The following is a 16,689-nucleotide window of genomic DNA, read 5'->3' as shown; positions in this document are numbered from 1 at the left end:
TCAGTATGGCGCGCGACAGTTAACAAGCCGTAAGGCGCGGCCGAAAGATAAGAATTTTAGCTTTAAAGACCTGTTAAAACCGGCCCGCTAATCACGGATGCATTGATACGGATATTCAGGAGCAGTCTTGAGCGCTGCAGCATCATATGTGACCGACACCGAAGTAACAGGCGCAGAGCCTGTTGGTGTAACTTTGCCCAACCCCGTCCGCCGGATTCTGGTTGTCGATGACAGCCGCGCGCAGCGCCGCATTCTGTCATCATCGCTTAGCCGCCAAGGCTATGAGGTGATCGAAGCGGCCACCGGCGATGAAGCCTTGGCGATCTGCCGCGAACAGGATCTTGATCTTATCCTTAGCGATTGGATGATGCCGGGGATGGATGGGCTTGAACTGTGCGAAGCGTTTCGTGCACTTCCGCGAGAAGGGTATGTTTATTTCATTCTGCTGACCTCGAAAACGGACAAGGGTGCGGTTGCACAGGGTTTGGATGTCGGGGCCGATGATTTTCTGGCCAAACCCGTAAACCCCGACGAATTGCGCGCACGAATCAACGCTGGCGGTCGAATTCTGTCGATGGAGCGTGAGCTTCATCAAACCAACCGGCTTGTCAGCTCGACGCTTGCGGAAATTCAAAGCCTTTATAACTCGCTTGACCGGGACCTGATCGAAGCGCGCAAAATGCAACAATCCTTGGTGCGCGAGAAATACAGGGACATGGGCACCGCCGAGGTATCGTTGCTTTTGAAACCCTGCGGTCATGTGGGTGGTGATCTTGTTGGCTTTTTCGAAGCCGGGCCAGACAAGCTGGCGTTTTATTCCATAGATGTCTCTGGCCACGGCATCGCGTCGGCGCTGCTGACGGCGCGATTGGCGTCTTATCTGTCCGATGGCTCGCCGGCACACAATATCGCTTTGGAGGCAAGTTTGGATGGCAGCTATACCAGCCGCCCGCCCGAATTGGTTGCGAAAGAGCTGAACGCCTTGCTGTTGAACGACATTCAATCCGAGCACTATTTCACGATGCTGTTGGGCTACATCGATTTGAAGACAGGCGCGGTCGACCTTTCTCAGTGCGGTCACCCGAATGCTGTCGTGCTGTCCCAAGATGGCAACACGCGGTTCGTTGGCGATGGAGGTATGCCCATTGGTTTGATCGACGGTGCGACATTCCAATCGCAACGGCTTCAACTTGGACCCGGCGACCGTCTGCTGTTCTATTCAGACGGCTTCACAGAATGCGCAGACAGTCAGGGCCGGCTTCTGGACGAAGACGGGTTTTCCAAGCTCTTGGTGAAAAATCGTGACGCAACAAATGAAAACCTGTTCGATCTGCTTGTCTGGGACTTAGATGCTTATTCCGGCGGACAAGATCTGGGCGATGACCTGTCTTGCGTGATGGTAACCTATAAGCCCGACTGTGCGTAACGCGCGACGAAATGTCGATCGCCGTCATTGTGAAGGATTCGGCTGGCCGTGATGGAGCTTGTCCAAACGGCTTGATGATCCGGCTCGGTCGGGTCGCTGATCTGGCGCACGGGCAGAGCGTGATAGATATGGCAAATCTTCTCGGCCCATTTGTCATATTCCGGCATGTAAGTGAATTTTCGAAACGCCCCCAAACGACGCGGTTGGGCGATTTTCCAACCGGTTTCTTCCATCACTTCGCGATGGAGCGCTGCAAGGGGCGTCTCACCGGGGTCGATACCGCCACCGGGAAGCTGGAACTCGTTGAACGGGTCTGACTGAAACGTTAGCAAAAGCTCTGACCCGCGTGCGAGAATCGCATAGGCACCCGGTCGCAACACATAATCGCGGCCATTTACTCTTGGTGCTCCAAATCTGCGGATCATCCCTTTTCCCTTCGGTTGCCGCCACTACATAGACACGGTATGCCAAGCAGAACGCCGATAGGAAACCCCATGACCCTTGGACCTCAAATTGCCTGGGATGATACCATCCTGCCCTTCCAGTTGGACAACAGCGATGTCCGCGGCCGCTTGCTTCGCCTTGACGGCACGTTGGACACGATCTTGTCCCAGCATGATTATCCCCCGGCGATCGAAGCACTGGTGGCCGAGGCAGCGATGCTGACAGCCATGATTGGCCAAACGATCAAGTTGAAATGGAAGCTGTCTTTGCAAGTTCGCGGGGATGGTCCGGCCCGCTTGATCGCGACGGACTTCTACGCACCTGAAAAAGAGGGCGACCCAGCCACCATTCGCGCCTATGCAAGCTATGACAAGGAGCGGCTGATCCCCAATGGGCCGGGGTTCGAGCAGGTCGGCAAGGGCTATTTCGCAGTGCTGATCCACCAAGGCAGCGCCAACAAGCCTTATACGGGTATGACGCCTTTGGTTGGTAAATCGTTGTCAGATTGCGCGCAGGCATATTTTGCGCAGTCTGAACAGTTGCCGACCCGTTTTCAGTTGACCTTTGGCAAATCGACCTGGGCCGGGCAGCAGGAAAGCTGGCGCGCAGGCGGTATCATGTTGCAACATATGCCCAAAGCCTCCCCCCATGTGACGGGCGAAGGTGGCAGCGGCGAGGGCGGCGTGCTTTCGGCGAAAGATCTGTTGGCCGATGACGATGCCGAGAACTGGAACCGTGCAAACATATTGCTTGATTCGGTGGAAGAGCTGGAAATGGTAGGGCCGACAGTGCAGCCCACCAGCCTGCTTGTGCGTCTATTCCACGAAGAAGGTCCGCGCGTCTTCGACCCTCAGCAGGTCAGGTTTGGCTGCCCCTGCTCGGAGGAACGGGTGCGTGAAAGCCTCTCGATCTATTCGGCGCGCGATTTGGGGCACATGACCACCGAAGATGGTCGCGTCACAGCCGACTGCCAATTCTGCGGCGCGCATTACAATCTTGACCCCACAACCTTGGGCAAGGATGCAGAGGGCTCGGACGGTGACGGCGCCTGATGTGATCAACAAAATCAAGCACGCCCTTGCCAAACCCGGCGAGGGGAGCTCTGATTTTGATCTTCATCCGGATATTAAGCTTCCCGCAGGCCGCACGTTGCGACCCGCAGCGGTCTTGCTGCCATTGGTCTGTGCGCCTGATGGGCTTCGCCTTATCCTGACCAAGCGGTCGTCAGCGTTGAAACACCACCCAGGGCAAATCGCCTTTCCCGGTGGCAAGATCGACGCAGGGGATCGCGATGCAGCAGACGCCGCGCTGCGCGAGGCGCAAGAGGAAATTGGCCTGCCGCGCGATCATGTCGAGCTGATAGGCCAGATGCCACCCCATGAGACGGTGACTGGCTTTACCGTGACGCCACTCCTTGGGGTGATAAGGCGTGAATTCAGGATCGTAGCCGAAGCGGGCGAAGTCGACGAAGTCTTCGATGTGCCGTTCGAACATGTCACTAACCTTGCGCAATTTAGCCAACAGGGGCGTATTTGGCAGGGCCGGATGCGGATGTATGAAACGGTGCCGTTCGGGCCATACTACATCTGGGGCGCAACAGCGCGGATGTTGCGTGCGCTGGCGGAAAGGATGCAATGATGACCCGTGTCTCTGGCGATTGGATCAAGTCCCCGCCGGCGCAACGGCTTTGCAAGGTCTTGGAGCGCGCAGGGCACAAAGCCTTTTTCGTTGGCGGTTGTGTGCGAAACGACCTGCTGGGCGCGCCGATTTCAGATCTTGATCTAAGCACAGATGCCCGCCCTGATCGGATTATCCAGATCGCCAATGATGCGGGAATGCGCCCGGTTCCAACCGGAATTGACCACGGGACCGTTACTGTAATCGTTGCCGGAGAGCCTTTCGAGGTCACGACCTTCCGCAAAGACGTCGAAACAGATGGGCGCCGCGCCGTCGTCGCGTTTTCTGACCATATCGAAGACGACGCTCGCCGCCGCGATTTTACGATGAACGCGCTTTATGCCGCGTCGGACGGGTCTGTCATCGACCCGTTGGACGGGCTTGCCGATCTGAAAGCGCGCCGTGTCCGGTTCATTGATGATGCCGAAGCACGCATCCGCGAAGACTATCTTCGGACGCTGCGCTTTTTCCGGTTTCAGGCGTGGTATGGCGACCCGTCACTGGGCATAGACCCCGAAGGGCTGGCGGCCTGTGCGCAAAACTTGGCTGGGTTAGAGACACTTTCGCGTGAAAGGGTCGGGGCCGAAATCACCAAATTGATGGCCGCACCAGACCCATCCCTGGCTGTCGCCGCGATGGCGCGATCCGGTGTGCTGGCGTCGGTCTTGCCCGGTGCAGATCCGAAGATGCTGCCCGTTCTGATCCACCTGGAAGGCGATTTCTCCCCCGACCCGATGCGCCGCTTGGCCCTGCTTGGAGGGGAGAGCGTTGCGGAAAGGTTGCGCCTGTCGAAACGCGACCAGAAACGCCTGCAACTGTTGCGCAGTGAGGTGGGCACCACCACTTTGCCGCAAGAATTGGCCTATCGCCACGGAACACGGGTGGCGCAAGATGTGGCTATCTTGCGGGCCACTTTGTTCGAACACCCGATCGACCCCTCGGTTTGGGCACAGATCACAACGGGTGCAGAGGCGACGTTTCCGGTAAAGCCTGTTGATCTTATGCCAAAACTCACTGGCCCTGCGCTGGGCGAACGGCTTGGCCAGCTAGAAGCTAAATGGATCGCATCCGGCTTTGCCCTAAGTCGCGAGGACTTGTTGAAATGAGTGACAAACAAGGCGAAACCTTTCGGATTGAACGGTTGGGCCACTTGGGTGATGGAATTGCCCCCGGCCCCGTGTTCGCACCCCGCTGTTTACCCGGCGAGGTCATTCAGGGCGACGCTGTCGACGATCGGATCGACGCGCCGCGCATCGTGACGCCGTCGCCCGACCGGGTTAAGGCGCCCTGCCCTCACTACAACACCTGCGGTGGGTGTGCGCTGATGCATGCTTCGGATGGTTTCGTGGCGCAATGGAAGACAAGCGTCGTGAAAACAGCGCTTGCAGCCCATGGTTTGACGCCGGAGTTTCGCGACATCCAAACCTCGCCGCCTCAATCGCGACGCCGTGCGGTTTTGTCTGCGCGACGCGGCAAGAAGGGCGCGATTGTCGGATTTCATACGCGGCGCTCGGACACGATAACGGCAATCGACAAATGCCTGCTTTTGCACCCGGATATCTTGGCTGGGCTTCCCGCGATTGCTGAGCTTACGGTTCTGGGCGCATCCCGCAAGGGCGAGCTTTCGGTCACCATCGTGCAGTCAGGCGTTGGGCTTGACGTTTCGGTCACTGGCGGCAAGCCACTGGAGCGCGCGCTTGAAACACAACTGGCAGAGGCGTTGCACCGGTTCGGATTTGCACGTCTGTCGTGGAATGGCGAAACCGTAGCAACCCAAGCACCGCCCGCTCAGTCGTTCGGACGCGCCGCTGTGGTGCCACCGCCAGGGTCGTTTCTGCAAGCGACTCGTGAAGGCGAAGCCGCTTTGCTGCAGGCTGTGCGCGAGATCGTCGATGGCGCGGCGCATGTTGTAGACCTTTTTGCTGGCTGCGGCACATTCACTTTGCCCTTGGCTGAACACGCAGACCTGCTTGCCGTCGAAGGCGACGGTTCGATGTTGGCTGCGCTAGAGGCAGCTTGGCGCAAAACGCAAGGGTTGCGAAAGGTCACGACCGAAACCAGGGACTTGTTTCGCAACCCTCTGTTTCCAGAGGACCTTTTAGCGTTCGACGCAGCTGTCATCGACCCGCCGCGCGCTGGGGCCGAAGCGCAGATTGCCCAGTTGGCGCAATCATCGGTGGCCAAGGTGGCGATGGTGTCTTGCAATGCCGTCAGCTTTGCCCGCGATGCACGCACCCTGATTGACGCCGGATATCGCCTGAATTGGGTTCAGGTGATCGACCAGTTCCGCTGGTCCCCCCATATCGAGCAAGTCGCAAGCTTCACAAAGATCCCGTGACCTGTGCAGTTCCGCCGAAGGCGACGAGAGCGTGAGAATGCGCTTGTCTTGCTGCCAGACTGTTCTACCATGATGCAAAAGAAGCAGTTGGGAACGTCCATGAGAGCCGTCCTGAAGATCGTAGCAGTCCTGTCCCTATTGGTCATCGCGTCATGCGGCCCGAAGCGATATCAGTATGATGGACCCGAGGTCACGCAGATCATCGTCAACAAAAGTGACCGCCGCTTGTTTCTGATGCACGGCAAAGAAGTTCTGAAAACCTATCGCATTGATCTGGGGTTTGAGCCGAATGGCGGCAAACGGTTCGAAGGTGACGGCAAAACGCCCGAAGGCCGCTACGTCATTGATCGGCGCAATCCGAAAAGCGCGTTCTATCTGTCGATCGGTGTTTCCTATCCGAACCGGCAGGATGCAGATCACGCGCGCACCAACGGCCGCAAGCCCGGGGGCGAGATCTATATCCACGGCGCCAGACGGCCGAAAGATCCCAAGGGCGCGGATTGGACAGCTGGCTGTATCTCGGTCAAGAACCATGAAATGCGCGAGATTTTCACGATGGTCCGCTTGGGCACCGTGATTGACATCAATCCCTAATGTGTCGTTGATCGGGTGACGTCAGCCGCCCATCTCAAGCACCCACCAGATTTTGCCATTGCGTTCCTGCAACCACGAAAAGCCCATGTTTCGGGCGCGCGGGTCAAGGATGATCCGGCGTGTATCGGGCTTGTTCATCCAAGCCGAAAGAGTTTGCAGCTCAGTCTCGAACGTTTCGGAAATCGTTTCGCCAAGATAAACGCCGCTATAGCCCGCGCGTCTGGCGCGATCGATGGGGGACGAGCCATCAGATCCGAAATGCCACGGGCGGTTCTGAACCGACATATCGCGCGCATGCGTGGCCGCGGCAGCGTTCAGGCGCGAATCCAACTGAACCGGGGCGGCGCCTGCAGCCTGACGCAGGGAGTTGACCGAATCGAGCATCCGATATTGGATTTTCGATGTCTTTGCGGCCGAGATCTTGTAGATCTTGACGCCGCCACCCGTCCCCGGGCTTGTCGCCTCGCAGGCTGAAAGGGCCGTAACAGCAGCAATAGCAATCAAAAACGCGCGCATCTTAGTTTCCCTGCAAAAAAGCATTGTTTCCGGATCTCTCTATAGAGAGAATAGCCGAGGATCAAATAACGGCTATGCGATAATAGGCCGATAACGGCCGTTTGAATTGCGACTGATGCTGTTGCGCAATATACATCGTCCGAAACGAGTGAATTTTTTTGGAGAAACGCGATGCGGAAACAACCTGACGCCCTGATGGGGCGGCGTGCTTTCCTGAGTGGAACTGTTGCAGCGGCAGCAGGGCTGGCCACGCCGGCCCTTGCGCAGTTTGAGAACACGACCGAGGTTGAGCGTGACCTGACCGAGGTGGTGAAGCGGAACATTTCCAGCTTCCGGTCGCTTCAATGGCAACCCTATTTCAGCAACACGCGCAATGGGGCGATTCTGGTCGATGTCAGCTCGCGCTGTTTGCACTATTGGTCTGAAGATCAATCCATCTATCGGCTGTTCCCGACGTCGGTGCCATTGACCGAAGACCTGACGCGGCGCGGACGCACAAGTGTGATCCGCAAAGTGGAGGGCCCGTCTTGGGCGCCGACACCAGCCATGCGTATTCGCAACCCGGAATGGCCCGCGTTTGTCGGCCCCGGCCCTGACAACCCGTTGGGCACCCATGCGCTGTATCTGGGGTGGAAGTATTACCGCATTCACGGCACCCACGACACGCGCAAAATTGGCCGCCAGTCTTCGAATGGCTGCATTGGGCTTTACAATCAGCACATTGCCGAGCTGTTCCAGTATGCCAAATCGGGCACTCAGGTGCTTTTGATCTAAGGGCAGCCAAGGCCCAACAAAAAAGCCCCGCCAAACAGCGGGGCTTTTTGCTTTTCGGCAGTCTGGATCAGACGCTTTCGTCGATCCAGGATTGCAGCGCGGCCTTTGGTGCGGCGCCGACTTTGTTCGAGATGACTTGGCCGTCTTTGAACATGAACAGCGCCGGAATACCGCGAACTCCCATTTGGGCGGGCGAGTTTGGGTTTTCGTCCACGTTCACCTTCACGATCTTGACCTTGCCTTCATATTCCGCGGACAGCTCTTCCAAGGCGGGGCCGATCTGTTTGCAGGGACCGCACCACTCAGCCCAGAAATCCACGATAACGGGAAGGTCAGCGTTGCGGACCTCTTCTTCGAAAGTGGCGTCGGTGACAGCAACAGTTGCCATGTTTCATTCTCCTGAAAACTAGATGTTGTGGTGAAACTAGGTAGGCAGCGTGGTTGCGTCAAGGTGAACGAACGCCGCATCGACCAAAGCATCCTCAAATGTCATGAGCTCACAGCTTTGTGTCCAAAGGATCGCGGTGTGCACGGGACGGTCAGGGTAGATCTGCTGCAAAACCGCACGATAAGCGCCAAGTTGGCGCAACAGACCCTCGGGCGTTTCGGCTTGCGTGGCTGGAACTGCACGGTTGGTCTTGAAATCGACCGCTAAAACCGCGTCGTCGGTGATCAGCAAGCGGTCTAACACCCCGTGAAGAACGCGGCCGGGCAAGTGATCGAAGGTCGCGGTGACAGGAACTTCGGCCAAATCATCGTTGGCAAACAGCGGCGCAAGCGCTGGTGTCTTCAACACACGCGTCGCTTCTTGCAGCAACTCGTCCAGCTCGGCCCCGTCTGCCTTATCCTCACCCTGACCAAGCAGGGCTCGCGCGGTTTGTGACCACATGTCTTCGGGCAGGGGTGGCAAATGCTCCAGCAACAGATGGATCTGGCGACCGCGCTTCAGGGCGGCATCCCCGCCCCCATATGCCGTTTCGGCGGCAAGCGCCTTGGCACCGCCGAGCTCCGAAGGCGTGATCGGCTTGAGACGCGTGGGCACAGATGCGACCGGGACCTGAAGCCAAGATGGCAATTCCGCGGGCGTCTGGTCTTCGTCCGGCGAGGCGTTGACAGTCGCCTTTGGCCAATTCCCGAGTTCGAAACGTTTGCCCGCTCCTGTTGGGAAATCTGTGTCTATTCCGCCAGCTTTCTGCATCGCTGCCTCGCAGATCCGAAACCAGTTGTCGTCGCTGTTGCCGGGTTTTCCCGCCCCGGCCAGAACCAACCACTGTTCGGCCCGCGTCATGGCCACGTATAGAAGACGCGTGCGTTCTTCGGTTTCTGCGTCGCGGATCTGCTCTGCTGAGGCCTCGATGACTTCGGTTCGGTCCTTTGTAACAGGGGGCCAGTAGGCGGCGCCATCCGGCAGTGTTGCGACATTCGGCGTTTCGTTCGAGGGTATTGCGAGCAGATCGGGCAAGATGACGATCGGCGATTCTAGCCCCTTGGAGCCATGAATTGTCATCACGCGCACCTGCCGGCCCACCGAATCCATTTGCCGCTTGATCGTAACCTCGTCCGATTGCAGCCATGTCAGAAAGCCGGTCAGGCTAGGGACCTCCAGATGCTCATAGGCCATCGACTGAGCCAGAAGTGCATCAATCCCATCCTCGGCTTCTTGTCCGAGGCGTGCCAGAAATTTGCGACGCCCATCGTGACGGGTCAGTGCGCGCTCCAACAGTTCATAGGGCCGAAGAAAGTCAGCGGCGTTTCGAAGGTCATGAAGAATTTCCAGTGTCTTTGGGTACTGGGCCGCCTGGTCGGACAGAGCGCGCCACAAAAACACGCCTTTGCTCCGATAGTGCGCCAGTCGGAACAGCGCGTCCTCTGACCACCCGAGCAATGGCGACCGCAACAGTGCGGCAAGCGAAAGATCGTCTTCGGGGGTGGCCAGGAAGGACAGAAGTGCCGTCATGTCTTTTACCGCAAGCTCTGCGCCAATCTTCAACTGATCAGCCCCTGCAATGGGGATGTCACGGGCTTTGCAAGCGCGAATGATTTCGTGAAACAGCACCTTGCGCGACCTGACAAGAACCAGAATATCCCCGGCATTGACGGGTCTGCGGTCCCCGTTTTTACCTTGAATAGTCTCTGTTTTCACCAAGCGATCAATCTCGGCCGCGATCTGGTCTGCCAGCTGAACTCGATTGTCACGCGGCGAGGGTCGGTCAACGGGGTCGTTCCAGACGCGGTCCTCGTCTTGTTTTACGGGCTCGATGACTGGCCACAGGTCAACCCGACCGGGCATGTCAGAAAAGAAGGCGCGGTGCTGGAACGAATTGCCCAGACCGCTTCGGTCCTCCAACGCCATATCGACGAACCCCAGAACAGCGGGGGACGAGCGGAACGAGAACTCCAGCGGCAGTTGAACAAGCGTCCGACCGATCTGTGACAACCTGGCTGTGAACGCGGCATTCATGCGATCAAAGGCAGCAGGTTCAGCACCTTGAAACGAATAGATCGACTGTTTGGGATCCCCGACGACAAAAATCGTCCGCTCGACGTCATCGCGCGCGCCTGACCCGCTTGTGAATTCGCGCGCAAGATTGTCGACGATGCGCCACTGGGCCGGGCTGGTGTCCTGCGCTTCGTCCACCAAAATATGATCGATCCCGCCATCAAGGCGATACAGCACCCAAGCGGCGACGGATGGATCGGTCAAAAGCGCGCCGGCTTTCAGAATCAGGTCGTCAAAATCAAGCCACCCGCGATCCAGCTTGGCGGCTTCGTAAAGTGCGATGAAGTGGTGCGCAAATCTATGCAGGGCATAGGTTCTGCGGGTGTTCAAAAGCGCAAGGCGATCGCGCCGGGCGTCCTCGACCCTGAGCATCAAGTCGTTAAGCGCGGGCATGATTGGGGCGCAGATACCAGTCCGGAGCGGTTTGGTAGGAATCTTGTCTATCTTTGCTGAAAACGGTGATCCTTGTAGCAACAGGAAGCTTTCTAACCGCTGAAGCAGGTCCATGGTTGGTTGGTTGAAATCAGCACCATCAAGGCGGTCGGCATGTTTCTGATCCTGGGTGCTGCCGGCTCTCAGCTGGGTTGCAAACCCCTTGAGCATATCCAGGTCGCCGGGCTGAAAGGTTGCTTCCAGAATCTGTGCTTCATCACAGTTTGGAGGCAGCGAAAACCAACGGGCAACGTCCTCAGAGCTTGGCATTTGGGTGAACAAGGTGCGATGTTTCGCGATGTCTTGGGTGAACTTTGCAAGATCCTCGCCCGTGAAATGTTGCGCAAGCGCTTGGACATGGCATGCCAACGGGCCGTCGCTCATCTGATCCACGACATCTGCGCGCAGGTGCTTTGCGGCGCGTTCGTCCATCTCGGCGAATTGCGGCGACACGCCTGCCTCCATCGGAAAGCGGCGCAGCAGCGAGGCGCAATAGGCGTGAATGGTTTGAATTTTCAACCCGCCGGGAGTTTCGATGGCGCGGGCAAACAGCTGTCGTGCCAGCGAAAGGTCGCGTGTGCTGTCCAAGCCGAGTTCCTGCAAGGCGGTGGACAGTGCGACATCGTCTTTCATCGCCCATTCACCCAGCCGCTTGAACAACCGGTTCTGCATCTCGCTGGCGGCGGCTTTTGTGTAAGTCAGGCACAGGATATTCTGGGGCGACACCCCATCCAGCAAAAGACGCGCAACGCGATCGGTCAGCACACGGGTCTTGCCAGACCCAGCATTGGCTGACAGCCACGTAGAGTTGCCGGGATCCGCGGCGTCGATCTGCCGGAGCGTAGCTTCGTTGGTATTCATCGACCAACCTCCAATACCGTCGGGTCGAAACTGTCGTCCCATTCCCCAAACCGCGCGAGATGGTCATAGTCCCCCTCAAATCGCTGCATGTGAACTGACCGGCGCGATGTGAATCCTTGGGCCGGGTCTTGGTAGGCTTGAACAAGCGCCTCGAACTCCGCCTGAGCGATCGTAACGTCGGCTTGCGAAAGGTCTGTGCGCTCTTCCTTCTTGGGGGTAAGCCCAATGTAGCAGATCGACGCCGTCTGGCGTTCAGATAAGTCTCTAAACCCGCCCAGATTGGCAATAACGGCTTCTAGCAATAGCTGTTTGTCAAAGTGTTTCTGCATCTTTGCATTGGGCGGTGTGCCTGTTTTGTAATCGTAGATTTCAAGCTGCCCGTCGTTGCGACGATCGATCCGGTCGGCCTTGGCGCCAAGCGTGAACCCGAGGTGTTCAAACGTCACTTCGCCCCACACTTCGTTGGCCAGGTTTTCAGAGCGCATGCGGCGCTGCGTTTCTTGCGCCACGAACCACTCAGCGATGCGCCCAATTCGGGCCAGCCACAGGAATCGAGTTGCGGGCCAAGGCACCAAATCCTGCATCACCTCGTGGGCGATCTGCATAAGGCGTTCTTGTTCCATTGGCGGATCTTGCGGCAGGGCGGTTTCCTGGGCAAACCGTTCAAAAACACGGTGAAGAACAGTGCCGCGCACCAACGCATCAGATTCTTGCTGGATCGGAGGCAGCGTGCGCAGATGAAGCACTTTGTCGGCATAGATAGCGTATGGGTCACGGATCAGCTTCGTCACACCCGTTGCCGACAACCGCGTTGGGCGCGCTGACACGGGCGGCGCGGGCGATGGGCGCGGCTCGGGTGGGAGGCGTGTTTGAACGTCGTCAAGCTGTTGGGCAAGTGCGATCCAAACGTCGCCTCGCCTGCGCATTGCGTCAAGCTGTGCAGCACCTTGATCCGACATGCCACCCATCAGGTTGCAGAGCCGGTTAAGCCAACGCGACGGGATCGTTTCGCTGTCTTCATCTCGGGTTGCGCGAGTCAGATACACCTCTTTTGCGGCGATCGCCTGCTGAAAGTCGTGTGCTGACAAGCCGATGCGCCGTTCAGGCAGAAGCAAGCCCGCATCAAGTCGCATTTTGCGATTGAGCCATGAGTCCGGTGCTGGAAGCTCAGGCCAAATTCCGTCATTCAGACCCGCCAGAATGACACGGTCCGCACCCTGAACGCGGGCCTCAAGCGTGCCCCAGAACATCACATGCGGGTGTGGTGTGACGGGGTCGCGCACCTCGCCGGTATTCAGCACAGACCGGAAAAGATCGCGATAGGCCGCGGCGCTAAGCGTGCCCCCGTATTGGCCATTTTCTGCAAGATTAGAGACGATTTCCAAAGCGCGTTTTCCGGCTGTGCGTTCCCACAGTTCGCCGGTGCCGCCATCACTGGTTCCGCGCGCAATGCGTTCGGCAAGCGCGATGTGACCGTCCACGAGGGCCTCTAGGTCCGTTTCACCCGGCACGGCTTTGTTCAAAAAAGTGTCGTCAACCCATTTGATCCATTTCAATCTTGCGGTGTCGTCGGCATGGCGCGTGGCCCATTGCGCAAGAGTGTCCTGTGATGGCAGTGCAATCCCCCCCCGCAGGACCTGAAGCTCAAAATCGCGGGTCCAGCGCAGATGGTCGCCGCGCATTCCCGGCGCGCTATGCGTAAGCGGATGCTTCAACAGCGTCAGTAGCGTTTCGGCGCGGGTGTCTTCGCACATCAGACGTGCGACATGTTGCAGGAAACGGCCGGGTGCCGACTGGGCAAGTGGCCGCCCAGCGCTGTCATCTGGCTCAATGCCCCAACGGTCCAGCGCTGCGGTGACCTGTCGTGTCAGGTTTCGGTCAGGTGTGATCAATGCAACAGGCACGCCGTCTTCGACAGATCGGCGCAGAATGACGGCAATGGACATCGCTTCGGCGCGAGGTGTTCGGGCTTCGATCAGCGTCAGATCCCGGGTGGCCGGTTCGATGCCTTTGAAGGTCTTTCCCTCAACTTGCCATTGATCCGTGACGGGCGCAGGTCGCAGCGCCAAAGAAACCAGAGCGTTCCTTTGGGGCGAATTAGGGACTGTTTCGGTCCAGTTCATGACCGCAGTTGGCAACATGCCAAGCCTGTCCATCAGCTTGGCAAAACGAAACTGTGGGTGATCCTCAGATGAGAGAGCGTCGCGAAGTTGCGCCCAAATCTCGGGCGGCATGTCATAGTCAAATCCCGGAAGGATCACCGCGCCCTGAGGCAATTTGGCAACCGCTTCCATCAACATCGCAGTCGCACCGCGTGAACCGGTTGAGCCCGCAATCAGGATGGGGTGTGCAGGCGGGTCGGCGTGCCACTTTTGGATCGTCGCTTCGATCACCATGCGCTGTCGCGTCTCGACATCGGGCGCCTCTTTCGACGCATCGCCGAAATAGCGCTCCACCAAAGAGATGAATTTCAAGCTGCGTGCCCAGTGCTCGGACATTTCGCCAACATCAAGCTGCTGAAGGTCTTTTGGATGCACCCCTTCGCTGTGCATTTCGTCCATCAGGTTGGCCAGACTGTCGGCAAGGTCGAAAACAGCTGCTTTTGGGGCCAGGTCGGGTTCGCGTTCAATCAAGGCCGCGATCAATTGACGAAGCTCTAGCCTTCGGCGCAGGGGTGCAACGGGTTGTGGCACGTTGGACAAAGCTGGATCTTGGGCCAAGTCGGTGATCAGGCGGATGCGTGGCAAAAACCGGGTTTGGCCCGAAAAAAGGCTTCGCACACGCGACTGCATGCGGCTTGTGTTCACGAACAGTTCGATCCGGGCAAGCGCTTCGGGCGGCTGGTCCTTGGTGCGGGCCAGCACGCCATCGACCAGAGCCTTCGGAAAGTCGACGCCGAGTGGCGCCCCAAAAACGCGGGCACTTTCAATAGGATCAAACATCGGCATTCCTTAGCATCGCTTCAGCAAGCGTGATCCCCTCGGGATGACCAACATCGCACCATTGTCCGTGATGACGCAGCCCGAATGCGCGATCCGTCTGCAAAATGGAATCCCAAGCGAGGTTAAGGGAAAATACGTCCTGCGGAATCGCTTCCACAAATTGGGTCTTGATGATTTGGCACCCGGTATAGGTCAGCCCCTGCCCACGTTGAAGCGTCCCATCCGTGGACATAAGAAAGTCACCGGCCCCATTGTGGCCAATGGCGTCAGGGTGGTCCACCAGCATTAAAAGCGCGTCCATTTTCGCGGGGTCCCACGCGCTTAGAAGGGCATTGATCGGGTTCGCACCAGTCCAGACCGCGTCAGAGTTCAATGTGACAACAGTGTCAGAATTTAGCAAGGTTAGAGCCTTTTTTAGCCCGCCCCCGGTCTCCAGAACTGTGCCGGCTTCGTAGGACAGCAAGACATCTTGGTCTCGAAGGTGGTCTGCAATCTGATCTGCAAGATAATGGACATTCACCACGGTTTTTTCGATTGGGCTGCTTTGGACTAAGTCCATCGCATAGTCGATTAGCGGTCGTCCCGAGACCTTGATCAGAGGCTTCGGGCAGTCCTTGGTCAACGACCCCATACGTGTCCCGCGACCGGCGGCAAATATCATCGCAGAGTTTGGCATGGGGACCTCAGTATTGTCAGAAAGTCTGGTTCAGGGGCTGGCAATATGGTGCGCAGCGTTGGTCTGAGGCGATCAAGCGACGGGTGGTCCAGGTCGCGTTGAAGGTGGTCCCAAACCCGCGGAATCAGGTCAACATAATGCGGTTTTCCCATCTGGCGCGACAGGCGTGCAAAGATGCCGAGGATGCGTAGATTTCGCTGAACCGAGATCAAAGCCGCCTCGGCGCGGAAGCGGTCTTCGTCATACCCCCGAAGGTGGCAGAAAACACCGATCAAGTGGTCGGCCAATTCAGGCGACACATCACGGCGCGCATCGCGCAACAGGGAAACCAGATCGTAGGCCGGGTGGGTTTGCACAGCATCCTGAAAATCAAGCAAACCGACGCGCTTGTCCTCGTCGCGATCTGGCAGCCAAAGGAGGTTCTCTGCATGGTAATCCCTGAGCGATACGGTGCTGAAATTGCTGAGTTGGGTCAGGTGTTCCCACAAAAGCGCACTTGCGTCTTTCGCGGGGGCATCAAGTTTGTCTGTCGGGGTGGCGCGATAGTGCAGAAAGGCAAGATCGACGGCCTCAGCCATCTTGTCGGCGTCATACAAAGGCAAGCGTTCGTTTGGGTGATCATGAAGCTTGGCAATAAGATGCACGGCTGCCGTGTAAAGGGGGGCTTCGCGGCGGGGGTCCGATGCAATTTCGGCTGCAAAAACCGCGCGGCCAAGGTCTTCAAGAAGCAAAAAACCCTGCTCGATATCCTGATGCATTATTTTGGGTGCGGAAAGCCCGACATTTGACAAATAAGAGGCGACCTCGACAAAGGGCTGCATCGTGCCACACAGGTCCAGAGGGGCGTCCATTAAAATCGCCGTCTGTCCGCTTTCTGGCTGTGTTAGTCTATGATACTGCCGCGCCGAGGCATCGCCTGTGATCGGCTCTTTCACCGCATCTGACCATCCGACGCACATTAGAAACCGAGCTTGTTGTGTGGCGCGAGAGGTCATGAGCGCAGGGCCGCTTCGACGCGGGATTGCCATTGAAGATTGGCGCTGCTGATCGTGACAAGGCGGTGCTCGTGTTCGACCGGGTCCGGCACCATTTCAAATGTCAGTTTCAGTGCGCTTGGCGGGGCAAGGTTGCCCAGTCGATCGGGCCATTCCACAAGGCAAATTGCGGTTTCAAAGGCAGCCAGCAGGCCCAATTCCTCGACTTCGTCGGGATGGGTAAGGCGATACAGGTCAGCATGCCAAATCTCGCAGCATCCGTCGTCGTAGGTCTGCACCAAGGTGAAGGTCGGGGAAGGCACATCTTCCATCGCACTGGCTGCGGCCAGTCGCGTTTGTATCAGGGCGCGCGCGAAATGTGTTTTTCCAGCGCCGATACTGCCTTCAAGCAAAATCACATCGCCCTGCTTCAAGCATTGCGAAAACCGGGCTGCAAAACCTGCTGTTTCTTCGGGGGAGCGGAATTGAACCTGCTGATGGAAGGCCTGAGACATAACAGGAGTTTTAGCCCTCT

15 protein-coding genes are annotated in these 16,689 nt (G+C 57.8%); 7 read left to right on the top strand and 8 right to left on the bottom strand.

Features of this window, described 5'->3' with window-relative positions:
• Positions 1 to 127: 127 nt before the first annotated feature.
• On the top strand, positions 128 to 1,426 hold the full coding sequence (locus Q0864_RS05955) for a fused response regulator/phosphatase (RefSeq protein ID WP_298566873.1): 1,299 nt from the start codon (positions 128 to 130) through the stop codon (positions 1,424 to 1,426).
• Here Q0864_RS05955 and Q0864_RS05950 read toward each other — a convergent pair.
• Complete coding sequence (locus Q0864_RS05950; RefSeq protein ID WP_298566872.1) at positions 1,405 to 1,851, bottom strand: NUDIX hydrolase; 447 nt, start codon at positions 1,849 to 1,851, stop codon at positions 1,405 to 1,407. The two genes, Q0864_RS05955 and Q0864_RS05950, sit on opposite strands and share 22 nt — an antisense overlap.
• 69 nt (positions 1,852 to 1,920) lie before the next feature.
• Between Q0864_RS05950 and Q0864_RS05945 the strand changes: the two genes are divergently transcribed.
• From Q0864_RS05945 to Q0864_RS05925, 5 genes are all read left to right on the top strand, one after another.
• Positions 1,921 to 2,922, top strand: coding sequence for an Hsp33 family molecular chaperone HslO (locus tag Q0864_RS05945; protein ID WP_298566871.1), 1,002 nt, complete (start codon positions 1,921 to 1,923; stop codon positions 2,920 to 2,922).
• On the top strand, positions 2,891 to 3,508 hold the full coding sequence (locus Q0864_RS05940; protein WP_298566870.1) for a CoA pyrophosphatase: 618 nt from the start codon (positions 2,891 to 2,893) through the stop codon (positions 3,506 to 3,508). The genes Q0864_RS05945 and Q0864_RS05940 overlap by 32 nt, the downstream gene beginning before the upstream one ends.
• Entirely contained in the window at positions 3,508 to 4,653 is a 1,146-nt protein-coding gene (locus Q0864_RS05935) for a CCA tRNA nucleotidyltransferase (protein ID WP_298566869.1), read from the top strand. The genes Q0864_RS05940 and Q0864_RS05935 overlap by 1 nt, the downstream gene beginning before the upstream one ends.
• Positions 4,650 to 5,885, top strand: a complete 1,236-nt coding sequence (locus Q0864_RS05930) for a class I SAM-dependent RNA methyltransferase (protein WP_298566868.1) — start codon at positions 4,650 to 4,652, stop codon at positions 5,883 to 5,885. Before Q0864_RS05935 ends, Q0864_RS05930 begins: the two co-directional genes overlap by 4 nt.
• 99 nt (positions 5,886 to 5,984) lie before the next feature.
• Positions 5,985 to 6,479, top strand: coding sequence for a L,D-transpeptidase family protein (locus tag Q0864_RS05925; protein WP_298566866.1), 495 nt, complete (start codon positions 5,985 to 5,987; stop codon positions 6,477 to 6,479).
• Positions 6,480 to 6,500: 21 nt separating this feature from the next.
• Here the strand turns inward: Q0864_RS05925 and Q0864_RS05920 are convergent, their stop codons facing one another.
• Complete coding sequence (locus tag Q0864_RS05920) at positions 6,501 to 6,995, bottom strand: CAP domain-containing protein (RefSeq protein ID WP_298566865.1); 495 nt, start codon at positions 6,993 to 6,995, stop codon at positions 6,501 to 6,503.
• Positions 6,996 to 7,166: 171 nt separating this feature from the next.
• On the opposite strand from Q0864_RS05920, the gene Q0864_RS05915 reads away from it, so the two are divergent.
• Positions 7,167 to 7,769 (top strand): L,D-transpeptidase, encoded by a 603-nt coding sequence (locus Q0864_RS05915; protein ID WP_298566864.1) that lies wholly within the window; start codon positions 7,167 to 7,169, stop codon positions 7,767 to 7,769.
• A gap of 67 nt (positions 7,770 to 7,836) precedes the next feature.
• On the opposite strand, the gene trxA is transcribed toward Q0864_RS05915, so the two are convergent.
• The 6 genes from trxA to tsaE are packed head-to-tail and all read right to left on the bottom strand — an operon-like array spanning position 7,837 to position 16,669.
• Positions 7,837 to 8,157 carry a thioredoxin gene (gene trxA / locus Q0864_RS05910; RefSeq protein ID WP_298566863.1) on the bottom strand — a complete coding sequence of 107 codons (321 nt, stop codon included), beginning with the start codon at positions 8,155 to 8,157 and terminating at the stop codon, positions 7,837 to 7,839.
• 36 nt (positions 8,158 to 8,193) lie between these two features.
• The gene (addA, locus tag Q0864_RS05905) at positions 8,194 to 11,562 is read right to left on the bottom strand and encodes a double-strand break repair helicase AddA (RefSeq protein ID WP_298566862.1); all 3,369 of its coding nucleotides are present in this window, start codon (positions 11,560 to 11,562) and stop codon (positions 8,194 to 8,196) included.
• Positions 11,559 to 14,504 (bottom strand): double-strand break repair protein AddB, encoded by a 2,946-nt coding sequence (gene addB, locus Q0864_RS05900; RefSeq protein WP_298566861.1) that lies wholly within the window; start codon positions 14,502 to 14,504, stop codon positions 11,559 to 11,561. Before addB ends, addA begins: the two co-directional genes overlap by 4 nt.
• Entirely contained in the window at positions 14,497 to 15,180 is a 684-nt protein-coding gene (locus Q0864_RS05895) for a nucleotidyltransferase family protein (protein ID WP_298566860.1), read from the bottom strand. Before Q0864_RS05895 ends, addB begins: the two co-directional genes overlap by 8 nt.
• Positions 15,162 to 16,139, bottom strand: a complete 978-nt coding sequence (locus Q0864_RS05890; protein WP_298567558.1) for a phosphotransferase — start codon at positions 16,137 to 16,139, stop codon at positions 15,162 to 15,164. Before Q0864_RS05890 ends, Q0864_RS05895 begins: the two co-directional genes overlap by 19 nt.
• Positions 16,140 to 16,171: 32 nt before the next feature.
• The gene (tsaE, locus tag Q0864_RS05885) at positions 16,172 to 16,669 is read right to left on the bottom strand and encodes a tRNA (adenosine(37)-N6)-threonylcarbamoyltransferase complex ATPase subunit type 1 TsaE (RefSeq protein ID WP_298566858.1); all 498 of its coding nucleotides are present in this window, start codon (positions 16,667 to 16,669) and stop codon (positions 16,172 to 16,174) included.
• Positions 16,670 to 16,689: the final 20 nt, after the last annotated feature.

This window comes from uncultured Aliiroseovarius sp. (genome assembly GCF_947497285.1).
Lineage (GTDB): Bacteria > Pseudomonadota > Alphaproteobacteria > Rhodobacterales > Rhodobacteraceae > Aliiroseovarius.
Note: the sequence above shows the minus strand (reverse complement) of the source record. Positions and strands in the feature narration are given on the sequence as shown.